The sequence below is a fragment of the Rhodococcus sp. BH4 genome (assembly GCF_002079265.1).
GTDB classification, from domain to species: Bacteria; Actinomycetota; Actinomycetes; order Mycobacteriales; family Mycobacteriaceae; genus Rhodococcus_F; species Rhodococcus_F qingshengii.
This window is the reverse complement of sequence record NZ_CP014941.1, coordinates 3,408,098-3,431,935: the sequence shown is the minus strand read 5'-3', so window position 1 is coordinate 3,431,935 and position 23,838 is coordinate 3,408,098. Positions and strand designations below refer to the sequence as shown.

21 protein-coding genes are annotated in these 23,838 nt (G+C 63.2%); 17 read left to right on the top strand and 4 right to left on the bottom strand.

Annotation, left to right across the window (positions count from 1 at the left end; genetic code table 11):
- Positions 1-2,487 carry a phenylalanine--tRNA ligase subunit beta gene (gene pheT / locus A0W34_RS15855; protein ID WP_019748615.1) on the top strand — a complete coding sequence of 829 codons (2,487 nt, stop codon included), beginning with the start codon at positions 1-3 and terminating at the stop codon, positions 2,485-2,487.
- Positions 2,488-2,545: 58 nt separating this feature from the next.
- Here pheT and A0W34_RS15850 read toward each other — a convergent pair whose 3' ends face one another.
- The gene (locus tag A0W34_RS15850) at positions 2,546-3,607 is read right to left on the bottom strand and encodes an Lrp/AsnC family transcriptional regulator (RefSeq protein WP_081557923.1); all 1,062 of its coding nucleotides are present in this window, start codon (positions 3,605-3,607) and stop codon (positions 2,546-2,548) included.
- A gap of 56 nt (positions 3,608-3,663) precedes the next feature.
- Here A0W34_RS15850 and A0W34_RS15845 point away from each other — a divergent pair, with 56 nt between their 5' ends.
- The 14 genes from A0W34_RS15845 to A0W34_RS15780 all read left to right on the top strand — a co-directional run bounded on the left by A0W34_RS15845 (position 3,664) and on the right by A0W34_RS15780 (position 19,400).
- Positions 3,664-4,983, top strand: coding sequence for a flavin-containing monooxygenase (locus A0W34_RS15845; RefSeq protein WP_007736253.1), 1,320 nt, complete (start codon positions 3,664-3,666; stop codon positions 4,981-4,983).
- A complete protein-coding gene (locus A0W34_RS15840; RefSeq protein ID WP_081558818.1) occupies positions 4,983-5,894 on the top strand; it encodes a bile acid:sodium symporter family protein in 912 nt (303 codons plus the stop codon). The genes A0W34_RS15845 and A0W34_RS15840 overlap by 1 nt, the downstream gene beginning before the upstream one ends.
- Positions 5,891-6,826, top strand: a complete 936-nt coding sequence (locus A0W34_RS15835) for an SDR family oxidoreductase (RefSeq protein WP_054781544.1) — start codon at positions 5,891-5,893, stop codon at positions 6,824-6,826. Before A0W34_RS15840 ends, A0W34_RS15835 begins: the two co-directional genes overlap by 4 nt.
- 102 nt (positions 6,827-6,928) lie before the next feature.
- Positions 6,929-7,390: a hypothetical protein gene (locus A0W34_RS15830; protein WP_021344370.1), complete on the top strand. Its 462-nt coding sequence runs from the start codon at positions 6,929-6,931 to the stop codon at positions 7,388-7,390.
- Between the two features lie 38 nt (positions 7,391-7,428).
- The gene (argC, locus tag A0W34_RS15825) at positions 7,429-8,499 is read left to right on the top strand and encodes an N-acetyl-gamma-glutamyl-phosphate reductase (RefSeq protein WP_081557922.1); all 1,071 of its coding nucleotides are present in this window, start codon (positions 7,429-7,431) and stop codon (positions 8,497-8,499) included.
- A gap of 20 nt (positions 8,500-8,519) precedes the next feature.
- Positions 8,520-9,770: a bifunctional glutamate N-acetyltransferase/amino-acid acetyltransferase ArgJ gene (gene argJ, locus A0W34_RS15820; protein WP_064075620.1), complete on the top strand. Its 1,251-nt coding sequence runs from the start codon at positions 8,520-8,522 to the stop codon at positions 9,768-9,770.
- Complete coding sequence (argB, locus tag A0W34_RS15815) at positions 9,767-10,690, top strand: acetylglutamate kinase (protein WP_081557921.1); 924 nt, start codon at positions 9,767-9,769, stop codon at positions 10,688-10,690. The genes argJ and argB overlap by 4 nt, the downstream gene beginning before the upstream one ends.
- Positions 10,687-11,886, top strand: a complete 1,200-nt coding sequence (locus A0W34_RS15810) for an acetylornithine transaminase (protein ID WP_007736227.1) — start codon at positions 10,687-10,689, stop codon at positions 11,884-11,886. The genes argB and A0W34_RS15810 overlap by 4 nt, the downstream gene beginning before the upstream one ends.
- Positions 11,883-12,833, top strand: a complete 951-nt coding sequence (gene argF / locus A0W34_RS15805) for an ornithine carbamoyltransferase (protein WP_064075615.1) — start codon at positions 11,883-11,885, stop codon at positions 12,831-12,833. The genes A0W34_RS15810 and argF overlap by 4 nt, the downstream gene beginning before the upstream one ends.
- Complete coding sequence (locus A0W34_RS15800; protein WP_020907875.1) at positions 12,830-13,309, top strand: arginine repressor; 480 nt, start codon at positions 12,830-12,832, stop codon at positions 13,307-13,309. The genes argF and A0W34_RS15800 overlap by 4 nt, the downstream gene beginning before the upstream one ends.
- Positions 13,310-13,356: 47 nt before the next feature.
- The gene (locus A0W34_RS15795) at positions 13,357-14,556 is read left to right on the top strand and encodes an argininosuccinate synthase (protein ID WP_007736221.1); all 1,200 of its coding nucleotides are present in this window, start codon (positions 13,357-13,359) and stop codon (positions 14,554-14,556) included.
- Between the two features lie 3 nt (positions 14,557-14,559).
- Entirely contained in the window at positions 14,560-16,002 is a 1,443-nt protein-coding gene (gene argH, locus A0W34_RS15790) for an argininosuccinate lyase (protein ID WP_081557920.1), read from the top strand.
- Positions 16,003-16,172: 170 nt separating this feature from the next.
- Positions 16,173-19,154 (top strand): acyl-CoA synthetase, encoded by a 2,982-nt coding sequence (locus A0W34_RS15785; RefSeq protein ID WP_021334041.1) that lies wholly within the window; start codon positions 16,173-16,175, stop codon positions 19,152-19,154.
- Positions 19,155-19,193: 39 nt separating this feature from the next.
- The gene (locus A0W34_RS15780) at positions 19,194-19,400 is read left to right on the top strand and encodes a Trm112 family protein (protein ID WP_003944045.1); all 207 of its coding nucleotides are present in this window, start codon (positions 19,194-19,196) and stop codon (positions 19,398-19,400) included.
- On the opposite strand, the gene A0W34_RS15775 is transcribed toward A0W34_RS15780, so the two are convergent.
- From A0W34_RS15775 to A0W34_RS15765, 3 genes are read right to left on the bottom strand one after another with little or no spacing between them, the layout of a single operon-like run.
- Positions 19,397-20,014, bottom strand: coding sequence for a TetR/AcrR family transcriptional regulator (locus tag A0W34_RS15775; RefSeq protein ID WP_064689646.1), 618 nt, complete (start codon positions 20,012-20,014; stop codon positions 19,397-19,399). The genes A0W34_RS15780 and A0W34_RS15775 overlap by 4 nt on opposite strands.
- Complete coding sequence (locus A0W34_RS15770) at positions 20,011-20,766, bottom strand: ABC transporter permease (protein ID WP_003944033.1); 756 nt, start codon at positions 20,764-20,766, stop codon at positions 20,011-20,013. The genes A0W34_RS15775 and A0W34_RS15770 overlap by 4 nt, the downstream gene beginning before the upstream one ends.
- Positions 20,763-21,497 (bottom strand): ABC transporter ATP-binding protein, encoded by a 735-nt coding sequence (locus tag A0W34_RS15765; protein ID WP_054781543.1) that lies wholly within the window; start codon positions 21,495-21,497, stop codon positions 20,763-20,765. The genes A0W34_RS15770 and A0W34_RS15765 overlap by 4 nt, the downstream gene beginning before the upstream one ends.
- Positions 21,498-21,583: 86 nt before the next feature.
- Here A0W34_RS15765 and A0W34_RS15760 point away from each other — a divergent pair, with 86 nt between their 5' ends.
- Complete coding sequence (locus tag A0W34_RS15760; protein WP_198035646.1) at positions 21,584-22,192, top strand: DNA-3-methyladenine glycosylase; 609 nt, start codon at positions 21,584-21,586, stop codon at positions 22,190-22,192.
- A 19-nt stretch (positions 22,193-22,211) separates the two neighbouring features.
- Positions 22,212-23,489: a tyrosine--tRNA ligase gene (gene tyrS / locus A0W34_RS15755; RefSeq protein ID WP_007736194.1), complete on the top strand. Its 1,278-nt coding sequence runs from the start codon at positions 22,212-22,214 to the stop codon at positions 23,487-23,489.
- The last annotated feature ends 349 nt before the right edge of the window (positions 23,490-23,838 follow it).

The following is a 23,838-nucleotide window of genomic DNA, read 5'->3' as shown; positions in this document are numbered from 1 at the left end:
GTGCGAGTAGCGCAATCCTGGCTGACCGAGATCCTGCAGCGGGCAACTCCGGACTGGGAGGTGACCCCGGAAGAGCTGGACGCCGGGTTCGTCCGGGTGGGACTCGAAGTCGAGGAACTCGACACACTCGAGGCGATCGACGGCCCGTTGGTCGTCGGTAAGGTCGTCTCCATCACCGAACTGACCGAGTTCAAGAAGCCGATCCGCTTCTGCCAGGTCGAGGTCGGCGAACCCGAGCCCCGTGGCATCGTCTGTGGCGCGCGCAATTTCAACGAGGGTGACCTCGTCGTCGTTGCGTTGCCCGGCGCGGTGCTGCCCGGCGGATTCGAAATCGCCACTCGCAAGACGTACGGCCAGGTGTCCGACGGCATGATCTGCTCCGTCTCGGAACTCGGTATCGGCAAAGACCATTCGGGCATCTTGGTGCTCGAGCCTGGTACCGCCGAACCCGGCGCAGATGGCAACGAGTTGCTCGGTCTCGGTGACACGATCATCGAACTGAACATCACCCCGGACCGTGGCTACTGCTTCTCGGTCCGCGGTCTCACGCGAGAGCTCGCGTGCGGCTTCGATCTCGAATATGCCGATCCCGCTTCGGTTCCCGCGCACCCGGCTGAGGGTGAAGCCTGGCCGGTGCGCCTCGAACCGGAGTCCAAGGCTTCGCGTTTCGTGATGCGGAAGATCACGGGTATCGATCCGCAGGCAGTGAGCCCGTGGTGGCTGCAGCGTCGACTTCTGCTCTCGGGTGTTCGCCCGATCTCGCCGGCCGTCGACGTCACCAACTACGTGATGCTCGAACTCGGTCAGCCTCTGCACGCGTTCGATGCGACCTCGGTGCAGGGCGACCTGGTGGTCCGTCGCGCCAAGGCGGGGGAGAAGCTGACGACGCTCGACGACGTCGAACGCACGCTCGATCCCGAAGACGTTGTCATCGCCGACGATTCCGGAGTCATCTCGCTGGCTGCCGTCATGGGCGGCGCAACCACCGAGGTGGGAACGGCAACGACGGACATCCTCCTCGAAGGAGCTACTTGGGATCCGCTCGCAGTCTTCAAGACGGCGCGCCGGCACAAGCTGCCGAGTGAGGCGAGCAAGCGTTTCGAGCGCGTCGTCGATCCGGCAATTCCGCTCGCGGCCGTCGACCGCGCAGCCGCTCTGCTGGTCGAGATTGCCGGCGGACGGATCGAACCGGTCCTGACCGACGTGGGCGATGTTGCCCCTCGCGCTGCCATTCGCATGGATATCGACCTGCCCGACCGTGTCGCCGGAGTCACGTACCCCAACGGCACCGCAGCTCGCCGCCTCACCCAGGTTGGCTGCAACGTCGAGGTCGGCGTCAGCGAAGAAGGACACGGCCAGTTGGTCGCGACGCCGCCGTCGTGGCGTCCGGACCTGGTGCAGCCTGCGGACCTCGTCGAGGAAGTTCTTCGCCTCGAAGGTCTCGAGCAGATCCCGTCTGTGCTTCCCGCCGCTCCGGCCGGACGTGGGTTGACTCCGTCGCAGCGGCGAAAGCGCACGGTCTCGAAGGCCGTGGCTCACGCCGGTTACGTCGAGGTCCTTCCTCCGGTCTTCCTGCCGACGAACGTCTTCGACGTCTGGGGCCTCGACGCGGATGATCCGCGCCGCAACACCAGCAAGGTCCTCAATCCGCTCGAAGCCGATCGTCCGGAGTTGGCGACCACGCTGCTCCCGGGTCTGCTGGAGATCCTGGCTCGCAACGCTTCTCGCGGTCAGCGTGATCTGTCGCTGTACGGCATCGCGCAGGTCGTCCTGCCGGGCCCCGACACCAAGCCGGTGGATGCATTGCCGGTGGATCGTCGTCCGACGGACGAGCAGATCGCGAACCTGATCGCGTCGTTGCCGGCTCAGCCCGTGCACATCGCTGCAGTGTTGAGTGGTTTGCGTGAGCCGAGCGGCCCCTGGGGTCCTGGCCGTCAGGCCGAGGCTTCGGACACTTTTGCAGCCGTGCGGGTCATTGCAGCTGCAGCAGGCGTCGAGGTGGAACTGCGTGCGGCGCAGTACCTGCCGTGGCATCCCGGCCGTTGCGCCGAGGTTGTCGTTGACGGCAACGTAGTCGGTCATGCGGGCGAACTGCATCCGGCTGTTCTCGAGCGCGCGGGACTGCCCGCGCGCACCTGCGCACTGGAAATCGATCTCGACGCTTTGCCATTGGTCGAGAATCTGCCCGCTCCGCGCATTTCGCCGTTCCCCGCAGTGCTCCAGGACGTGGCAGTTGTTGTCGATCGCGACATTCCGGCAGCCAAGGTGCAGGAAGCTCTGCGTTCCGGCGGCGGCGAACTTCTCGAAGACATTCGCCTCTTCGACGTCTTCGAGGGCGAGCAGGTCGGTGAAGGCCGCAAGTCGCTCGCGTTCGCGTTGCGATTCCGTGGTGTCGACCGGACGCTGACCGAGGACGAGGCCAGTGCCGCGCGTGATGCGGCAGTGGAGGCGGCGTCCAAGGCCGTCGGTGCGCAGATGCGCGGCTGATTTCCTCAACTGATCACAGAGCCCACGACCGTTGCCGGTGGTCGTGGGCTCTGTCGTGTTATCGGCTTTTCGACTGAGGTGAATCGGAAAGCCACACATCTGGCGCAACGGTGTCCGTCCGTCGCCCTTGCTGGTCGAGCACGTGGCCGAGCAGTTTGCGCAAATACAGCACGATGGATCGTTCCGTGACGCAAAGACCCGGAATCTCCTTGCGCAGACGAGTTTCGAATGCATCGAGTTCTGCAGGAGAATGCAGCCACAACTGAACCACCAGGTTGTCGGCGCCCACCACCGCGAAACAGTTTCGGACTTCCGGCGCTCGGCTCAGCACTCGTCCCGCCGTATCGAGAAGCTCGGGTTCGACGCGGCACCACAAAGTGGCGAGCACGGGAAGGCCGGCCAGCGGCCGCGCGAATTCACACCGCAGCGCCACCAACCCCGAAGACGTGAGCCGGTCGATCTGGCGTTTGCACGCAGCGGGACTGACACCGATCGCGTCGGCCAACTCCTTCATGGGAGTGCGCCCGTCGTAAGCGAGCTTCGTCAGAACCTTGCGATCCTGTTCGGATATCCCGGTCGGCCGAGCGCGCACGGCAGGACGGTTTTCGCTGGTGGTCAGCACACCCTTCTCGGACGGTGCCAGCGCATTGAGTCTCCATCGCCCACCTTCGGTGAACCAGCGTGTGATGATCGAGGTTCGTGTCGCCAGTACACCGTCGATCGTTGCGACGTCTTCCGAGATGAAGCGCGACATCGACGCCAGATCCGCGGTACCGGCTGTGACGAGCAGATCTGCTCTGCCCGTTGATGCTTCGATGGTCACGGCGTGGGCCGAGCGAGTCAGCCGTGCCGCGACGGTGTCGAGAAGAGCAGGTGAGCAATCGATTTCGATGATCGCTGTGACGATGCTGCCCAGCACCTGTGGCCCTGGAGTGACCGTGACCCAGGCCAACGACGATTCGGAGAGTCGATTCCAACGACGGGCGAGAGTCGCGGCGTCGAGTTCGAGTGGTTCGGCCAACGAAAGCCACTTCGATCGCGGTGCGAGCTGGAGCGCATTGATTATCCTCAGATCGATTTCATCTATCCTGCGGCCGTTGCCGGCATCTGGTGCACTCATAACGTCATTATCCGGCATATTGCTGCAAGATTCGGACTATCTGCGACGCTCGACGGATGATCACAGAGGAGAAGTACGCGCTGATCGGAGCGGGCCCGTCTGGATTGGCCGGCGCGCGAAACCTCGATCGGGCCGGGATAGCGTTCGACGGCTTCGAGAGCCACGACGACGTCGGTGGGCTCTGGGACATCGACAACCCGCACAGCACCGTCTACGAGTCGGCGCACCTCATCTCTTCGAAGGGCACCACCGCATTCGCGGAGTTCCCGATGGCTGATTCGGTGGCCGACTACCCGAGCCACGTCGAACTTGCCGATTATTTCCGCGACTACGCCGATACTCACGATCTTCGCAGGCACTTTGCCTTCGGCATTACCGTCGTCGACGTTTCGCCGGTCGATTCGCTATGGCAGGTCACCACGCGCAGTCGCAGCGGTGAGACAACAGTCGCGCGGTATCGAGGCGTGATCATCGCGAACGGAACGCTGTCGAAGCCGAACATGCCGACTTTCCGGGGCGACTTCACCGGCACGTTGATGCACACGAGCCAGTACCGCAGCGCCGAGATCTTCCGCGGGAAGAAGGTACTGGTCATCGGAGCGGGCAACAGTGGATGCGACATCGCCGTCGATGCCGTTCACCAGGCCGAGTGCGTCGACCTGAGCGTTCGGCGAGGCTACTACTTCGTCCCCAAGTATCTGTTCGGCCGACCCTCGGACACCTTGAATCAGGGAAAGCCGTTGCCGCCGTGGATCAAACAACGCGTCGACACCTTGGTACTCAAGCAGTTCACGGGTGATCCGGTGCGGTTCGGATTTCCGGCACCGGACTACAAGATCTACGAATCGCATCCGGTCGTGAACTCGTTGATCCTGCACCACATCGGGCACGGTGATGTGCACGTGCGCGCCGACGTCGACCGGTTCGAGGGGAAGACGGTGCGGTTTGTCGACGGATCGTCTGCCGACTACGACCTCGTTCTCTGCGCCACGGGGTATCACCTCGACTATCCCTTCATCGCGCGCGAGGACTTGGACTGGTCGGGCGCTGCCCCGGACCTGTTCCTCAACGTCGCGAGTCGCCGCCACGACAATCTCTTTGTTCTCGGCATGGTCGAAGCATCCGGTCTCGGGTGGCAGGGCCGTTTCGAGCAGGCCGAGTTGGTGGCCAAATTGATCACCGCACGTACCGAAGCCCCCGCCGCGGCGCGGGAATTCTCGGCGGCGGCGGCCGGTCCTCCTCCCGATCTGTCCGGGGGATACAAGTACCTGAAGTTGGGACGAATGGCCTACTACGTGAACAAGGACGCCTACCGCTCGGCGATCAAGCGGCACATCGGACTGCTTGATGCCGCTCTGACGAAGGGAGGACAGTGATGCCGATCGACGACGTGGTGCTCAACTTCAACCCGGGATCGTTGATGATCCTCAACGCGGTGCTGGCCGCGATCATGCTGGGGATCGCCCTCGACACCTCGGTCGACGACTTTCGTCGTGCGCTCACCAAACCCAAGGCGATGGCGGTGGGTATTGCTGCGCAGTTCCTGCTGTTGCCGGCAGTGACTTTTCTCCTGACGCTGATTCTCTCGCCGGCTCCGTCGGTAGCACTCGGCATGATCCTGGTGGCGTGCTGCCCGCCAGGGAACATCTCGAACGTCCTGACTCACCGGGCGGGCGGCGACGTCGCACTCTCGGTGTCCATGACGGCGGTGTCGAACGTCCTCGCGATCTTCCTCATGCCGCTCAATCTTGCGTTCTGGGGGAGCCGACGCCCGGAGACCGACGCTCTGTTGCAGTCCGTGAACCTGAATGCGCTCGAGATGGTCGCGCAAATCGCCCTGATCATCGGTGTGCCGTTCGTTCTCGGCATCTGGGCGGCACGAAGGTTTCCGGAGATCGCCGCGAAAGCGCAGCCTTGGGTGAAATACGGTTCGTTGGTGGCGTTGTTGATCTTCATCGTCGCGGGGGTGTCGGGGAACGCGTCGTACTTCGTCGACTACATCGGGGTGGTACTGCTCGCGGTCTTCCTGCACGACACGGTTGCCCTAGCACTGGGATACTTCTGCGGCGCCGTCACCGGGTTGAACGAATACAGCCGTCGCGCCGTCTCTTTCGAGGTCGGCATCCGCAATGCCGGGCTGGGGCTTGGCCTGGTGTTCACGTTCTTCGACGGGCTCGGTGGCATGGCCGTCGTGGCCGGCTGGTGGGGGATCTGGGACATCATCGCCGGGTTGGCTCTGGCGACGATCTGGTCCAAGCGACGCGCCCGAAAGGCGGTACCGGCATGACCGTCGCACTCGTCACGGGCGGAAACGGGTTCCTGGGTACCGCTGTCATCGACGCACTGATCGCGCAGGGCATCACCGTCGTCTGTGTCGACCTCACGGTCAAGGACACGCCGGACGATCGCATCCGCCGCGTCAGGGCGGACGTCTGCGACCCCACAGAATTGGGGCGGGTGTTCGGTCAGTACCGACCGAACGTCGTGATCCACCTTGCGTCCATCGTGAATCCCGGCAAGAAAACGACAGCAGAGCAGGAGTACCGCGTCGACGTCGACGGGACACGAAACGTGCTCGCGGCCTGCGTCGAACACGGGGTTGGACGGGTCGTCGTGTCTTCGTCCGGAGCGGCGTACGGCTACCACTCCGACAACCCACCGTGGATCACCGAGGACGTACCTGTCCGAGGCAACGACGAATTCACATACAGTCGCCACAAACGCCTGGTCGAGGAGATGCTCGCCGAATATCGCGTCGAACACCCGGAGTTGGAACAAGTTGTCTTCCGGATCGGCACGATCTTGGGCGAGAGCGTCGACAATCAGATCACCGCGTTGTTCGATCGCCGCAAGCTGCTCAAGGTTGCCGGGAGCGACAGCCCCTTCGTCTTCGTCTGGCACACCGATGTCGCGGGCGCTTTTGCGGAGGCCGTGACCGGAAACCAAGTGGGCATCTTCAATGTCGCGGGCGACGGCGTGCTGACCGTCGACGAGTTGGCTTCCCGGATGGGCAAGAGCACGGTGACGCTTCCTGCATGGTTGTTGCGAGGCGTTCTACGCGTCGGACGGCGATTGGGCGTAACGGAACACGGTCCGGAGCGCGTCGGATTTCTCCAGTACCGACCGGTTCTCGACAATCGGCGGCTCAAGGAACAGTTCGGATACGTCCCCGAATATTCGAGCGAGGAAGCGTTTGCCGCGTATCTCGCGTCACGCTGACCCCTTCGACGGACGGTCGTGGAAGGATCGGAATTGTCCGTCGGCGTTTTCGAGAAGGGACTGACAGTGTCACGAAATGATGGGTCCGAACATGATGGGTCCGTGCACCAGGTAGTCGAGGCCGCCAGTGCACTCGACGACAAGGACTTCCTCGCGGTCGTCCGCGCAGTGGTCGAGCGTCGTCCGAGTTTGTCGGTCCTTCTTTCCGTGGTGGACACCGCTGCCGCGAGCCTCGAGCCGCACCGTGTAGAGGACGACAACACGATCACCGACGCCGAAGAAGTCGAACTGCCCGACACCGTTGTGGAGGTCGACGAGATCATCGACGTCCCGGTGGTACTTGCGACCGACCCGAGAATTCCCGAACCCGACTACACCGAAGGGGGAGTCCCCACTTTCGACCGTGTTCGGGAGAAGATAGAGGGGCGCTTCGGTACTTCCATAGGTTCGGCCGAATTGGCACACGAGAGTCCTGCCGGAAAGTCCGTGGACGAGCAGTGGGACGAGCGCCAGAAGGCCGCAAAAGCCAAGCTCGAGGAGATCCGGCGATCCATGGGTAAGTAATTATGCATTCCGATGCACAATGATGCATACTGTGTGACATGACTGAAGGTGGTACGACCGAGAACACACGCAAGCCGATCAGAGTCGCCGTTGCCGGCGCCAGTGGGTACGCCGGTGGTGAGGTTCTGCGTCTGCTCCTCGGGCACCCCTCCTATGTCGACGGCAGTCTGGTGATCGGTTCGCTGACCGCCGGTGGCAACGCCGGTTCGACGCTCGGTGAGCATCATCCGCACTTGCTCCCACTCTCGTCGCGGGTACTCGAAGAGACCACTGTCGAAATCCTCTCGGGTCACGACGTTGTCTTCCTCGGTCTCCCGCACGGAAATTCGGCTCAGTACGCCAAGTTGCTACCCGAATCGACGGTCATCATCGACTGCGGCGCGGACTTCCGGCTGCAGAATCCCGCAGCCTGGGAGAAGTACTACAAGAGTACTCATGCCGGTACCTGGCCCTACGGTCTTCCTGAATTGCCCGGTGCCCGTGAGAAATTGGTAGGCGCAACCCGCATTGCCGTTCCGGGCTGCTACCCGACGGCTGCGAGCCTCGCGCTGGCCCCCGCCGTTGCCGCGGGGATCGTGGACTCACACGTGAACGTGGTTGCGGTCAGTGGCACTTCGGGCGCCGGCCGGGCACCGAAGGCTGATCTGCTGGGTTCCGAGGTCATGGGCTCCGTCCGTGCGTACGGTGTCGGAGGTGTCCATCGCCACACCCCTGAGATCATTCAGAATCTTTCGGCCGCAGGCGGCAAGGACATCAGTGTTTCCTTCACTCCAGTCCTCGCGCCCATGCCGCGCGGCATCCTCGCGACCTGCACGGCAGCCACCACGGCCACCGAAGAGCAAGCGCGCGAAATCTACGACAAGGCATACAACGACGAGCCGTTCATCCACGTACTGCCTGCCGGAGTCTTCCCGCAGACCGGTGCCGTGATCGGATCCAATGCCGTACAGATCGGGGTCACCGTTGACGCCGACGCCGGTCAGCTCGTTGTCATCTCGGCAATCGACAATCTCACCAAGGGCACCGCCGGTGGCGCGGTGCAATCGATGAATCTCGCCCTTGGCCTACCCGAGACCGCAGGTCTCTCTACCGTGGGAGTAGCTCCGTGAGCACCGACAATCCGCAGCAGATCGACAACGCAACCGAGCCTGACGCGACCGTTGCAGACGTGGTTCACGTCGCCGGGGGACGTCTGCTCCGCACGCAGGGCGTCACCGCACCTGCCGGATTCCGCGGTGCCGGAATTGCTGCCGGTATCAAGAAGAGTGGCAAGTCGGACCTCGCATTGGTGCTCAACGAGGGACCCGATCTGGCCGCTGCCGGCGTCTTCACCCTGAACAAGGTCAAGGCAGCTCCGGTGCTCTGGTCTCAGCAGGTCCTGACGACGGGCAAGCTGCGCGCGGTGGTCCTCAACTCGGGCGGCGCGAACGCCTGCACGGGCGCGGGTGGATTCCAGGATGCACACAAGACTGCCGAGGAAGTTGCTTCGGCACTGAGTAATTGGGGCACCGAGACGGGCGCGATCGAGGTCGCTGTCTGTTCGACCGGACTTATCGGTGACCGCTTGCCCATGGACAAGCTGATCCCCGGTGTCACCGAGGTGGTGCACGAACTCGCTGGCGGAATCTCCGGCGGCACCGACGCGGCATACGCGATCATGACCACCGATACCGTGCCGAAGCAGGCGTCGCTGCACCACGCGAACAAATGGAACGTCGGCGGAATGGCCAAGGGCGCAGGCATGCTCGCGCCTGCGCTGGCCACGATGCTGTGCGTCGTCACGACCGATGCTGTCGCAACGGCGGATCAGCTCGATACCGCTCTGCGCGCCGCCACCCACCTGAGCTTCGATCGCCTCGACGTCGACGGCGCCACGTCCACCAACGACACAGTGCTCCTGTTGGCTTCCGGCGCCAGCGGTGTCACGCCGACGCAGGACGAACTGAACGCCGCAGTGCTGGCCGTGTGTGATGATCTCGCGGATCAGTTGATGGCAGACGCCGAGGGTGTCACTAAGCGGGTCAAGGTGACGGTTCGCGGCGCGGCGTCCGAGTCCGATGCGTTGATCGGCGCCCGGACCATCGCCCGCGACAGCCTGGTCAAGACAGCGCTTTTCGGTTCCGATCCCAATTGGGGTCGCGTTCTCGCCGCAGTGGGTATCGCTCCCATCGAGCTCGATCCCGATCGAATCAGTGTGTCCTTCAACGGGAGTCCCGTCTGCATCGACGGCGTCGGTGCTCCGGGGGCGCGTGAGGTGGACCTGAGTGGGATCGACATCGAACTCGACATCGATCTGGGAATCGGCAACGAGTCCGTGAGCATTCGCACCACGGACCTCTCGCATGCTTACGTCGAAGAGAACTCGGCGTATTCGTCATGACCGAGACGTATCCCGTGATCAGCGAGCATCAGAAGGCGCATGTCCTCGCCGACGCGCTGCCGTGGCTGCAGCGATTCCGAGACAAGGTGGTCGTGGTCAAGTACGGCGGAAACGCCATGATCGACGAGACGCTCAAAACGGCATTTGCCGCCGACATGGCGTTCCTGCGGACTGTCGGCATCCATCCCGTCGTCGTGCACGGCGGTGGCCCGCAGATCAACGCGATGCTGGCGCGCCTTGGCATGAAGGGTGAGTTCCGCGGTGGTTTCCGGGTCACGACGCCCGAGGTGATGGACGTCGTGCGGATGGTGCTTTTCGGTCAGGTCGGCCGTGAACTCGTCGGCTTGATCAACGCGCACGGTCCGTACGCGGTCGGTATCTCCGGTGAAGATGCGCACCTGTTCACCGCTACTCGACGCACTGTTGCGGTCGAGGGGGAGCAGACCGACATCGGGCTGGTCGGGGACGTCACCACCGTGAACCCAGACGCGGTACTCGATCTCATTGCGGCAGGACGTATTCCGGTGGTCTCGACCATCGCGCCCGACGCCGACGGCGTCGTCCACAACATCAACGCCGATACCGCTGCTGCCGCACTGGCCGAGGCGATCGGTGCCGAGAAGCTCGTTGTCCTCACCGACGTCGAGGGCCTGTACACCGATTGGCCGGACCGAGCCTCGCTGGCCACCGAGATCGACACCGACGACCTGGCCCAGTTGTTGCCGAGTCTCGACGCCGGCATGGTGCCCAAGATGGAGGCCTGCCTTCGCGCGGTGCGCGGAGGTGTGCCGTCGGCGCACGTGATCGACGGTCGGCTCGAACATTCAGTCCTACTCGAACTTTTCACCGGTGAAGGAATCGGCACGATGGTCGTGCCGGGTCCCTCCGTCGCCGGTCCCCAGCAGGGAGCTAGCTCATGAGCACGATCGATCTGCAGCAGCGGTGGTCCGCTTCGCTGATGAACAATTACGGCGTACCCCGGGTTGCTCTCGTCCGCGGTGACGGCGCCGTACTCACCGACGCCGACGGCAAGCAGTACGTCGACTTCCTGGCCGGAATCGCCGTCAACATCCTCGGACACGGACATCCGGCCGTCGTCGAAGCCGTCACTACTCAGTTGTCGACACTCGGCCACGTGTCCAACCTGTACGCCAGCGAGCCGGTCGTCGAGTTGGCGGAGCAGTTGCTCGCTCATCTCGGCAACGTCACCGGGCGCGCGTTCTTCTGCAACTCCGGTACCGAGGCGAACGAGGCTGCCTTCAAGCTCGCTCGCGCCACCGGCCGGAAGAAGATCATCGCAGCCGAAGGCTCCTTCCACGGTCGCACGATGGGCGCACTCGCTCTGACGGGTCAGCCGGCCAAGCGGGCGCCGTTCGAACCGATGCCCGCCGGTGTCGAGTTCGTGCCGTACGGCGACGTCGAGGCACTCGAGCAGGCCGTCGATTCCGACACCGCCGCTGTGTTCCTCGAACCGATCATGGGTGAGGGCGGCGTCGTGGTGCCACCCGAGGGATACCTCGTCGAGGCTCGGCGGATCACCGCCGAGCGCGGTGCACTTCTCGTGCTCGACGAAGTGCAGACCGGCATCGGCCGGACCGGCTGGTTCTACGCCCATCAGGCAGTCGGCATCGTGCCGGACGTCATCACCCTCGCGAAGGGACTCGGTGGCGGAATGCCGATCGGCGCCTGCATCGCGACCGGGGCAACGGCCGAGTTGTTCGGACCGGGTAAGCACGGTACGACGTTCGGTGGCAATCCGGTGTGTGCTGCGGCGGCACTTGCCGTGCTGAAAACCATTGCAGCGGAAGACCTGATCTCACGCGCCGACAGTTTGGGTAAATCCATCTCGGCGGGCATCGAAGATCTAGGCCATCCGTTGGTCGACTACGTACGGGGATCAGGACTGTTGCTGGGTGTCGTGCTGACCGAGGACGTCGCGCCGGCGGTGGAAAACGCAGCGCGCGAAGCCGGGTACCTTGTGAATGCAGCGCAACCCGGAGTGATCCGGTTGGCGCCGCCGCTCATCCTCACGGACGAGCAGGCCGAAACCTTCGTGGCAGCACTACCTGCCATCTTCGACAGCGCACTATCGGCTGACCAGCCGGGGGAGAAGTGACTACCGTGGTGAAACACTTTCTCAGGGACGACGATCTGACTCCTGCGCAGCAGGCCGAAGTTCTCGAACTCGCAGCGATTCTCAAGAAGGACCCGTTCGCTCGGCGTCCGCTCGAGGGTCCCCGCGGAGTCGGTGTCATCTTCGAGAAGAACTCGACGCGTACACGTTTCTCGTTCGAGATGGGCATCGCACAGATGGGCGGCCACGCTGTCGTCGTAGACGGGCGCAGCACTCAACTCGGTCGTGAAGAGACCTTGGCGGACACCGGACGCGTTCTCTCCCGCTACGTCGACGCCGTCGTGTGGCGCACGTTCGGCCAGAAGCGCCTGGAGCAAATGGCTACGGGCGCAACGATTCCCATCGTCAATGCATTGTCCGACGAATTTCATCCCTGTCAGGTTCTGGCCGATCTGCAAACGCTGATCGAACAGAAGGGTGAGCTCAAGGGGCTGAAGCTGACCTACCTGGGCGACGGCGCCAACAACATGGCTCACTCGCTGATGCTCGGCGGAGTGACCGCAGGCATCGACGTCACCATCGCAAGCCCCGCCGGCTTCGAACCGGCGGACTGGGTCGTGGCAGCAGCACGCAAACGCGCCGAGGAAACCGGCGCGACCATCACCCTGACGCAGGACCCACAGGCCGGCGTCGTCGGCGCCGACGCGTTGGTCACCGACACCTGGACCTCGATGGGTCAGGAGAACGACGGGCTCGATCGCGTCGGACCTTTCCGTCCGTTCCAGATCAACAAGGAGCTGCTCGCAAAGGCAGATCCGAAGGCCGTCGTCCTGCACTGCCTGCCCGCGCATCGCGGCGAAGAAGTCACCGACGAGGTTCTCGACGGACCCCAGAGCGTCGTCTGGGACGAGGCGGAGAACCGTCTGCACGCCCAGAAGGCGCTGCTCGTGTGGCTGTTGGAACAGCGAACCCAACTGGACCAGGCGTGAGCGTCGCTCCCACTCGGGCCGGTCGCCAGTCGCGCATCATCGCGCTGCTGGCGGCGCACCCCGTCCGAAGTCAGACGGAGCTGGCGGCGTTGCTCGGTGCCGAGGGCATCGAAGCGACGCAGGCCACTCTCTCTCGTGACCTCGAAGAGTTGGGAGCGGTGAAACTGCGCGCCGCCGACGGCGGCGCCGGTGTTTACGTGGTGCCGGAGGACGGGAACCCGGTACGCGGTGTGTCCGGCGGTACCGACCGTCTCTCACGGCTGTTGGGTGAGCTGTTGGTCTCCACCGATTTCAGCGGCAACATGGCGATTCTCCGGACACCGCCGGGGGCCGCGCACTACCTCGCGAGCGCACTGGATCGGTCCTCGATGCCGGACATCGTGGGCACGATCGCCGGAGATGACACCATCTTCGTGGTGGCCCGGGAACCGCTTTCCGGAGCGGAACTCGCGGCCATGATCGAATCGCTCGCCTGACCCCTTATTCTTTGATAGAGATTTTCAACCGAAGGAGCACAAAAACCATGGCCGATCGCGTCGTACTCGCCTACTCGGGCGGGCTGGACACTTCTGTTGCCATCAGTTGGATCGGTAAGGAGACGGGCGCTGAAGTTGTCGCCGTCGCCATCGATCTGGGGCAGGGTGGCGAGGACATGGAGGTCGTGCGTCAGCGCGCGATCGACTGCGGCGCAGTCGAATCCGTTGTCGTCGACGCCCGCGACGAGTTCGCGGACGAATACTGCCTGCCGACCATCGCGGCTAACGCCCTGTACATGGACCGCTACCCGCTGGTCTCGGCCATCAGCCGTCCGCTGATCGTCAAGCACATCGTCGAAGCTGCACGCTCGCACGGCGGCACCATCGTCTCGCACGGTTGCACCGGTAAGGGCAACGACCAGGTTCGCTTCGAGGTCGGATTCGGCGCCCTCGCACCCGACCTTCAGGTCATCGCACCGGTCCGCGACTACGCCTGGACCCGCGAGAAGGCCATCGCCTTCGCCGAAGAGAACAACATCCCGATCAACGTCTCCAAGAAGTCGCCGTTCTCGATCGACCAGAACGTCTGGGGCCGCGCCGTCGAGACCGGATTCCTCGAGGATCTGTGGAACGCGCCGACGAAGGACGTCTACGACTACACCCAGGACCCGACGGTCAACTGGAACGCACCCGACGAGCTCATCATCAGCTTCGACAAGGGCCGCCCGGTCGCCATCGACGGCCGCCCGGTGTCGGTTCTCGAAGCCATTCAGGAACTGAACAAGCGCGCAGGCGCTCAGGGCGTCGGCCGTCTCGACGTCGTCGAGGACCGTCTCGTGGGCATCAAGAGCCGTGAGATCTACGAAGCTCCCGGCGCCATGGTTCTCATCACCGCGCACCAGGAACTCGAACACGTCACCCTCGAACGCGAACTCGGTCGCTACAAGCGTCAGATGGAGCAGCGTTGGTCCGAGCTGGTCTACGACGGCCTCTGGTTCTCGCCCCTCAAGGACGCACTGGACACGTTCGTCAACAAGACGCAGGAACGCGTCACCGGCGACATTCGTCTCTTCCTGCACGGTGGAGCCATCACCGTCAACGGTCGTCGTAGCCCGGAGTCGCTCTACGACTTCAACCTCGCGACGTACGACGAGGGCGACAGCTTCGACCAGTCCGCATCGAAGGGCTTCGTCGAGATCCACGGTCTGTCGTCGAAGGTCGCCGCGAAGCGCGATCTGGGACTCTGAGCCATGACGGCTCGCGGTGACGGAGACGCTCAAAAACACGGCACCAACGAAGGTGCGCTGTGGGGCGGGCGGTTCGAGTCCGGACCGGCCGCTGCCATGGCGGCGCTGAGCAAGTCGACTCACTTCGACTGGGTCCTCGCTCCGTACGACGTGCGGGCGTCGCAGGCGCATGCGCGTGTGCTGAACAAGGCAGGTCTGCTCAGCGAAGCCGACCTCGCGACGATGCTCGACGGTCTCGACCGTCTGGCGGCAGATGTCGCCAGTGGCGCCTTCGGGCCCAGTGATTCGGACGAGGACGTACACGGCGCACTCGAGCGTGGTCTGATCGAGCGCGTCGGGCCTGAGGTCGGTGGACGCCTGCGTGCCGGTCGTTCACGTAACGACCAGGTGGCCACGCTGTTCCGCATGTGGCTTCGCGATGCAGTCCGCCGCATCTCCACCGGAGTTCTCGACGTGGCCGACGCATTGGCGACTCAGGCCGGGGCGCATCCGGATGCCGTGATGCCGGGCAAGACGCACCTGCAGGCGGCTCAGCCGGTCCTGTTGGCGCATCACCTGCTCGCTCACGCACATCCACTGTTGCGGGACGTGCAGCGCCTTCGCGACTTCGACGTGCGAGCTGCGGTGTCCCCGTACGGTTCCGGTGCACTGGCCGGTTCCTCGCTCGGTCTCGACCCCGAAGCCATTGCAGCGGAATTGAAGTTCGACAGCTCGGCCGAGAACTCGATCGACGCAACGGCTTCGCGTGATTTTGCGGCCGAGGCAGCGTTCGTGCTTGCGATGATCGGTGTCGATCTCTCCCGTATGGCGGAAGAGATCATCATCTGGAGCACACCGGAGTTCGGCTACATCACGCTTGCCGACGCGTGGTCGACGGGATCGTCGATCATGCCGCAGAAGAAGAATCCGGATGTCTCGGAACTGACGCGCGGTAAGTCGGGTCGTTTGATCGGCAACCTGACCGGATTGTTGGCGACGCTCAAGGCTCAGCCGCTGGCGTACAACCGCGATCTGCAAGAGGACAAGGAACCGGTTTTCGACTCGGTTGCGCAGCTCGAGATGCTGCTCCCGGCCATCACCGGTCTGGTGCAGACGCTCGAGTTCCACACCGAGCGCATGGCGGAACTAGCTCCGGCAGGGTTCACGTTGGCCACCGACATCGCGGAGTGGATGGTGCGTCAGGGCGTGCCGTTCCGGGTTGCCCACGAGGCTGCCGGAGCGTGCGTGCGTGTCGCCGAAGCACGAGGGGTCGGACTCGAAGATCTCACTGACGAGGAGCTGGCCGGCGTCGACAGCGCGCTGACACCCGCTGTTCGTGAGGTGCTGACAGTCGAGGGTTCCATCGCTTCGCGCAACGCGCGAGGCGGCACCGCGGGGGTGCGGGTTGCCGAGCAGCTGGACGGAGTCAAAGCAGTGGCGCAGTCACTGCGGGAATGGACCCTGTGACCTCGCGGTCACGAGTGTTGTCGCTCTCTTTTCGGCAGTAGTCCTTCGGTCGTACGCGGTCAGGTAGCAGAATTTGCTCCCTGACCGCGTACGCGTATTCGTCGTCAGTAGGCTTGTCGCGCGCGGGAAAAATGAGACTGACGTCACATGGTGAGTAACTTGGGAGTGAAATGGTGGGATTGAATTCCAAGTCTGTGCTGGGCCCGATTCGTCGGGTGGTTGCGACAGCACAAAACGGCCTCGAGGTCGTCCGGTTGGGTGGGCTGGAAACGGATGCGACCACGTCGCCGTTCGAGATCGTCGAACGCGCAGCGATGTATCGGCTACGGCGCTACTTCCCGGACAGTGACCCGGAAACCGTCGGCGCACCGATCTTGCTGATCCCGCCGATGATGATGTCGGCGAACGTGTACGACGTGACCCGTGACCAGGGCGCTGTGGGAATTCTGCACGAGATGGGCCTTGATCCCTGGGTCGTCGATTTCGGTTCGCCCGACTCCGAAGAGGGCGGTTGGGATCGTAACCTCGCCGATCACATCATCGCTCTCAGCGACATCGTCGATCACATCCACCGTCACACCGGAAAAGATGTTCACATCTCCGGTTATTCGCAGGGTGGCATGTTCGCCTATCAGGCTGCCGCGTATCGGCGTAGTCGAAACATCGCCAGCGTCATCACCTTCGGCAGTCCGGTCGACACACTCGCCGCGCTACCCTTCGGCATCCCGGCGGGATTGGCAACCAAGGGTGCAGATTTCCTCGCCGATCACGTCTTCAATCGCCTGGCGGTCACCGGGTGGATGGCCCGTACCGGGTTCCAGTTGCTCGATCCCGTGAAGACGCTGAAGATGCGCGTCGACTTTCTGCTTCAACTGCACGACCGTGAGGCGTTGCTTCCGCGGGAGCAGCAACGCCGCTTCCTCGCGACCGAGGGTTGGGTCGCGTGGTCGGGGCCCGCGGTAGCCGAACTGCTCAAGCAGTTCATCGTGCACAACCGAATGATGACCGGTGGGTTCGTCATCAAGGATCAATTGGTCTCGCTCGCCGAGATCACCTGCCCCATCCTGGCATTCGTCGGCGAGGTCGACGACATCGGCCAGCCGCAAGCGGTTCGAGGCATCAGTCAAGCCGCTCCGCGGGCGAAGGTCTACGAATCTACCTTGCGTGCAGGTCATTTCGGTTTGGTTGTCGGTTCCACCGCGGCCAATCACACCTGGCCGACCACCGGTGAATTCGTGCAGTGGACCGAGACGGGTGGACCCCTCCCGGACCGTATCGCGAACATGGTCTACGGCGCCGACCTCGAAGACCAGACCGGTGTGTCGATCAGCAATCGGATCATCCACACCGTCGCCTCGGTCGCTGAAGTAGGTGCAGGAGTCACCAAGGGAATCAGTGACCTTGCCGCCGGTGCGTTGCGCGGCACTTTCGAATTGTCGGGAGAAGCGGCACGAGCGTTGCCACGTCTGGCTCGACTCAACCAGATTCAGCCGCACACCAAGATCTCGCTGAGCCAGTTGCTGGCGGAGCAGCGTCGAAAGGCGCCGAACGGCGAGTGCTTCCTCTTCGACAATCGCGTGCACACCTATGAAGCGGTCAACGCGCGTATCGACAATGTCGTGCGTGGATTGATCTCCGTGGGAGTGCGTCCGGCAGCGCATGTCGGTGTCCTGATGGAGACCCGCCCCAGCGCACTCGCGGCCATCGCGGCCCTGTCGCGACTTGGTGCCGTCGCGGTCATGCTTCCGCCAGGCTCCGACATCACGGCGGCGGTCAAGCTGGGGTCGGTCGATCGGATCATCACCGATCCGGAAAACGTCGATGCTGCAGTGGTTACCGGTCGGCCGGTACTGGTGCTCGGCGGCGGCGATGCCCGTGGCCTCGAGGTGGATCCGTCACACGACGTGATCGATCTCGAACAAATCGATCCGACGAAGGTCAATCTGCCCGGGTGGTACCGACCGGATCCCGGTGTCGCCCGCGAACTCGCCTTCATCATCTTTGCGGAATCCGGCGGTGTGCTCGAGGCCAAGCAGATCACCAACTACCGGTGGGCACTGTCGGCCTTCGGCACGGCCACGGCGGCAGATCTCGATCGCGGTGACACCGTGTACTGCCTTGCACCACTCCATCATTCGTCGAGTCTGCTCGCGACCATCGGTGGTGCCATGGCCGGTGGCTCACGCATTGCGCTCTCACGTGGACTGAACCCCGCGAGGTTCGTCGAGGAAATCCACCGCTACGGCGTGACGGTCGTGAGTTACACGTGGTCGATGATGCGCGAGATACTCGACGAGGATCTTCTTCTCATCGACGGTAGTCATCCGGTCCGCCTGTTCATCGGTTCGGGCATGCCCCATGGTCTGTGGAAGCGGACAACGGAGGCGTTCGACCCCGCGCAGGTACTCGAGTTCTATGCGTCGACCGAAGGCGACGTGATTCTTGCCAATGTTGCAGGCTCCAAAGTTGGTTCCAAGGGGCGCCCACTGCCGGGTAGCGCGCAGGTGCGGTTGGCGGCATACGACCCGCTGAGTGGTCGGCTCCTCGAGAACGGAAACGGATTTGTCCGTGAGTGCGCCGAAGACGAGGTCGGATTGCTGCTCGGGCGCGCGGGATTCACCGCCGATCTCTCGGGCGGAGCCATGCGAGGTCTCTTCCAAGCCGGCGATTCGTGGATTCCCACCGAAAATCTCTTCCGCCGGGACGCCGACGGCGACTACTGGCTGATCGACCACAAGAACACGGTCATTTCCACGCTCCGCGGTCCCGTGTTCACCCAGCCAATCGTCGACGCGTTGTCGAGTGTGGCGCGGGTGGATCTTGCCGTTGCATACGGAGTCGGTGACGCGCCGCATCAGCTGGCGGTCGCTGCCGTGACATGGCGTCCGGGACGGCAGTTCCGTTCTGCCGAGCTTGCAGAGGCCCTCTCGCGCATCGCTTTCGACGCTCGTCCGGATATCGTGCACGTGGTTGACGAGATCCCGGTGGGTTCGTCGTACCGTCCGAGCTCCACTGCTTTGGCTGCGGCCGGATTGCCGGCGCCGGGGCCACGGACCTGGTTCCTCGATTCCGAGTCGCAGTCGTACAAGCGGCTGACCAAGGCAATTGCCGCGCAGTTGATGCCGACGAGGGTGAGCACCGGAGCACGGTAGCCTGAGGACATTCTGTTTGATCGGTTCGAGAGGACACACGTGGCTATTGATTCGACGTTGCTCAGCATTTTGGCCTGCCCCCAGGACAAAGGCCCGCTGCTGCTGGTCGGGGACGAGTTGCTCTACAACCCGCGCCTGCGGCGTGCCTACCCGATCGAGAACGGCATTCCCGTTCTGTTGATCGACGAGGCACGCGATGTAGCGGACGACGAACACGAGAAGTTGCTCGCGCGGGCTGAAGGCTAGATCGGTAATTCACCGGTCAGGTACCGCTGGAGGTTCGGCGCCACCAGCGGTACCAACGCGTCAACGCTCAATGATGCGAGTGGTTCGAGTCCGAGCACATATCGCGTGACAAGCAGTCCGGCCATCTGAGAGGCCACCAATTCCGCTCTGATCAAGCCGGTACCAGGTGGTGTGTCCACCCGCGGAATGATGTCGCGCAATACGACATCGAGCAGAAAGCTCTGGATCAACTGCGATCCGTCGCCGGAAATGGCTGATCGAAAAGCCGCCAGAATCGCCGGCTGGTGTTCCGAATCCCATAGCCCGATCACCGCCCGGAGAAGGCTTTCGCCGAGGTTTTCGGTCGGGGAGGTGTGAACCGGTCCCAGTACCTTTGCTGGATCGATCGGTAGCGCGATCGCAGCGGTGAACAACTGCTCCTTGCTCCCGAAATGGTGATGAATCATAGCCGGATCGACATCAGCGGCCGCAGCTATCGATCGAACGGTTGTTCGTCGAAAACCGTTCTGGGAGAACGCCCGTCGCGCCGAATCGAGGATCTGCGCGCGAGTCTCCGACTTGCCCGGTCGTCGCCCCGAACGAATCGGTACCGGACTCGTGTCCTTGTCGGTCATGGAGTGCGGCGATCGAGTGTGGCCGCGGCCAGCGATAGCGCGGCGGCGGCGAAGCCCGCCATGACGGCGAGATCACGCCACATCTGACCCGTCGCGTCGGCATGCATTGACACTTGCTGAAGTGCGTCGACGGCGTAGCTCAAGGGGAGGACGTTGCTGATCCATTCGAGCCAGGTCGGCAATTGGTCGCGCGGTACCAGGAGTCCGCAGAGGAAGAGCTGTGGAACCACAACTACCGGCATGAATTGCACCGCTTGGAACTCGGTCTTCGCGAATGCGCTGGCCAACAGGCCTAGCGCAACGCCCAGTATTGCGCCGAGAACTGCAATGACGATGACCCAGGCAAGACTGCCGGCGATGGTGAGTCCGAGGAATCCGAAAGCAACCGCGCACGCGAGGGCTGCCTGGGCGGCGGCGGAGAGCGAAAATGCCGCCCCGTATCCGGCGAGAAGGTCGAGTTTGCCCATCGGTGTGGTGAGCAGGCGTTCGAGGGTTCCTGAACTGCGTTCGCGCTGCATGGCGATGGACGTGACCAGGAACATCACCACAAACGGCAAGATTCCCAACATCGTGATCGCCACTCGTTGGAAGAGCGAAACCTGGCCGGGTGGCGTGGGTACGTCTTGGTAGAGGAAATACAGCAAAATCATCAACAACGACGGGACCAACAAGATCATGGCCACCGTGCGATGGTCCTGGCGGAGCTGAAGCAGAATGCGGACGGTCGTAGCACCGAAGATCCTGATGCTCATGATATTTCGCCTCCGACGGGTGAAGTCCGAATCAGCTCGAGAAAGGCGTCCTCTAGGCGTTCACATCTGGTTTTGGCGCGCAATTCATCGGGTGTGAGTTGAGCGAGGAGATGCCCGTCTCGCATCAGGATCAGCTCAGCGCAGTGGTCGGCCTCATCCATGACGTGGCTGGAGACCACCAGGGTGGTTCCGCTGCGAGCAAGGTCGGCAAATCGTTCCCACAGTTCGACACGAAGCACCGGATCGAGGCCGACGGTCGGTTCGTCGAGGATCAACACATCAGGTGACGCCACCAACGCGCAAGCCAGCGAGACTCGCCCGCGTTGACCACCAGACAGATCGGCGGCGGTCTGGTCGGCGTATCGGCTCAATCCGACGGCGTCGACCGCTGCTGCGACGTCTGCGCCGGATTTTCCGTACAGAGCGCCAAAATACTGAACATTTCGCGTGACCGTCAGGTCGCCGTACACACTGGGGGATTGGGTGACGTACCCGATCCGACGGCGAAGGGCAACGGAACCGGCGCGATCTCCCAGGACTCTGACCTCACCACTTTCGACGATCTGCGTTCCGACTATCGCGCGCATGAGGGTTGTCTTGCCGCAACCGGAGGGTCCGAGCAGTCCGGTGATCGATCCCGCCGAAACCTGCAGGTCAAGCGAGTGGAGTACTTCGTGTTTGCCGCGAATGACTCGGAGTCCGCGGATGTCTATTGCCGGCGTTGTGGTCACGGTTCGCCTCGTTTCAATAATTCATCACTTGTTGAATTATGCGACTCGGCCGACCGGCGAGTCAACGGTGTGGGCACAATCGAAGGGTGAGTATCGAGACCTTGGTAAATGTGAAAAACCCGTTGGAAGCGGGCTTGGCGGTTCTCGGCTCGACCCTGATCGTCGACGAGGTCGCTCTGAGAATTGTCGAGGTGGAGGCTTACGGCGGGGAGAAGGACGGGCCCTGGCCGGATCCGGCAGCGCATTCGTATCGGGGGCAAACGCCGCGAAACAGCGTGATGTTCGGGCGGGCGGGGCGTCTGTACGTCTACCGCAGCTACGGAATGCACTTTTGCATGAACATCTCGTACGGCCCGGATGGTGTCGCGGGCGGTGTTCTGCTCCGAGCCGCCGAAATCGAAGCCGGCCACGATGTGGTGTCCGCAAGGAGATCGCCGGACCGGCCGTCTCACCAATGGGCCAGAGGGCCGGGTAATCTCGGCGCTTCCGCCGCAATCACGCTGGGGGACAACGGAACAGACGTGTTCGACCCGGCGTCGCGGATTCGGCTCGAATTGGGGGAGTCGAAGGAATGGGTGAGCGGACCGCGGGTGGGTGTCAGCACCGCGGCGGAGGTCCCGTGGCGCCTCTGGATTCCGGACTCCCCGGCGGTGTCCGCGTATCGCCGAAGCCCGCGAGCGCCGGTCATTTCGTGAAGATGGGATGATCGAGTCCGTGACTGAGAATATTCTCGACGAACTGACCTGGCGCGGGCTGATCGCCCAATCAACCGATCTCGACGCTTTGCGTAAAGATCTCGAGGCCGGACCGGTCACGTTGTATGCGGGCTTCGACCCGACAGGACCGAGCCTGCACGCAGGTCACCTGGTTCCGCTCCTCGCGCTCAAGCGGTTTCAGCGCGCCGGCAACCGCCCGATCGTTCTTGCCGGCGGTGCAACGGGCCTGATCGGAGACCCCCGTGACGTCGGGGAACGGACGATGAACTCCGCCGATACCGTCGCGGACTGGGCAGGTCGCATCCGTGGTCAGCTCGAAAGATTCGTGGATTTCGACGATTCGCCGACGAGCGCGGTCATCGAGAACAACATGAACTGGACCGGCAAGATGTCGGCCATCGACTTCCTGCGTGATGTCGGTAAACACTTCTCCGTGAACGTCATGCTTGCGCGTGACACCGTGAAGCGTCGTCTCGAGTCGGACGGGATGTCGTACACCGAGTTCAGCTACATGCTGCTCCAGGCCAACGACTACCTGCACTTGCGACGCGATCTCGGCTGCACTCTGCAGGTCGGCGGGTCCGATCAGTGGGGCAACATCATTGCCGGCGTCGAACTCAACCGTCGTGTCGACGGTGAGAGCGTTCATGCAATGACGGTTCCGCTGGTGACCTCGGCCGATGGCAAAAAGTTCGGAAAGTCGACCGGTGGCGGAAGTTTGTGGCTCGACCCCGAGATGACCAGCCCGTACGCCTGGTACCAGTACTTCGTGAACACTGGCGACGCCGACGTGATCAAGTACCTGCGCTGGTTCACCTTCCTGACTGCGGACGAACTCGCGGAGCTGGAGACTGCAACAGCGGAGCGGCCGCATGCGCGAGAAGCGCAGAAGCGACTTGCCGCGGAGATGACGACCTTGGTTCACGGGGAACACAACACCCGTGCTGTCGAGCTCGCCAGTCAGGCGTTGTTCGGCAAGGCGGAGCTGGCGGAACTCGACGAGTCGACGCTAGCCGCGGCGCTGAAAGAAGCATCGGTCAGCGAATTGGCGCCGGGGGAGCCGCGCACGATCATCGATCTCCTCGTGACGAGCGGCTTGTGCGAGAGCAAGGGGGCCGCTCGACGCGCCGTGAAAGAGGGCGGTGCTTCGGTGAACAACCAGAAGGTGTCGGCCGACGACTGGGAGCCCACCGCATCCGATCTGCTTCACGGCAGCTGGTTGGTCGTCCGGCGCGGAAAGCGCAACTTCGCCGGCGTGAGAATCCTTCCAAACTGACGTGTGTGGGGTCACAGTTGTCTTGCGGGGCTCCTGTGGCCGCTGGTGGCCCGCCTCCGGGCGGGCTACCAGCGGATTTAACCTGTCGAACATCTGCGACCTGCACGTTTGACGCTCAGTTTTCATTCGCGTAACTTTGTCCAAGTCAGAGCGACACGGACACCAACCCCGACCGACAGGCCGGGGAAACGCGGTTGGACGAAGTCGGAGACAATCACGCTCAGCGGGAACTTGCTTCCCTGGAGCGAACAAGCTAAGATTGTAACCCTTGCCCCGGAGCTTTCAACCTGGTTGAAGTGATGGTGTGTGCGTGTTCTTTGAGAACTCAACAGTGTGTCGATGAATGTCA

Bases quoted from the DNA above. Each gene is read 5' to 3' on its own strand.
- A0W34_RS15850 (WP_081557923.1), bottom strand. From the start codon at position 3,607: ATGAGTGCACCAGATGCCGGCAACGGCCGCAGGATAGATGAAATCGAT.
- A0W34_RS15845 (WP_007736253.1), top strand. From the start codon at position 3,664: ATGATCACAGAGGAGAAGTACGCGCTGATCGGAGCGGGCCCGTCTGGA.
- A0W34_RS15840 (WP_081558818.1), top strand. From the start codon at position 4,983: ATGCCGATCGACGACGTGGTGCTCAACTTCAACCCGGGATCGTTGATG.
- A0W34_RS15835 (WP_054781544.1), top strand. From the start codon at position 5,891: ATGACCGTCGCACTCGTCACGGGCGGAAACGGGTTCCTGGGTACCGCT.
- argC (WP_081557922.1), top strand. From the start codon at position 7,429: ATGACTGAAGGTGGTACGACCGAGAACACACGCAAGCCGATCAGAGTC.
- argB (WP_081557921.1), top strand. From the start codon at position 9,767: ATGACCGAGACGTATCCCGTGATCAGCGAGCATCAGAAGGCGCATGTC.
- A0W34_RS15810 (WP_007736227.1), top strand. From the start codon at position 10,687: ATGAGCACGATCGATCTGCAGCAGCGGTGGTCCGCTTCGCTGATGAAC.
- A0W34_RS15795 (WP_007736221.1), top strand. From the start codon at position 13,357: ATGGCCGATCGCGTCGTACTCGCCTACTCGGGCGGGCTGGACACTTCT.
- argH (WP_081557920.1), top strand. From the start codon at position 14,560: ATGACGGCTCGCGGTGACGGAGACGCTCAAAAACACGGCACCAACGAA.
- A0W34_RS15785 (WP_021334041.1), top strand. From the start codon at position 16,173: ATGGTGGGATTGAATTCCAAGTCTGTGCTGGGCCCGATTCGTCGGGTG.
- A0W34_RS15775 (WP_064689646.1), bottom strand. From the start codon at position 20,014: ATGACCGACAAGGACACGAGTCCGGTACCGATTCGTTCGGGGCGACGA.
- A0W34_RS15770 (WP_003944033.1), bottom strand. From the start codon at position 20,766: ATGAGCATCAGGATCTTCGGTGCTACGACCGTCCGCATTCTGCTTCAG.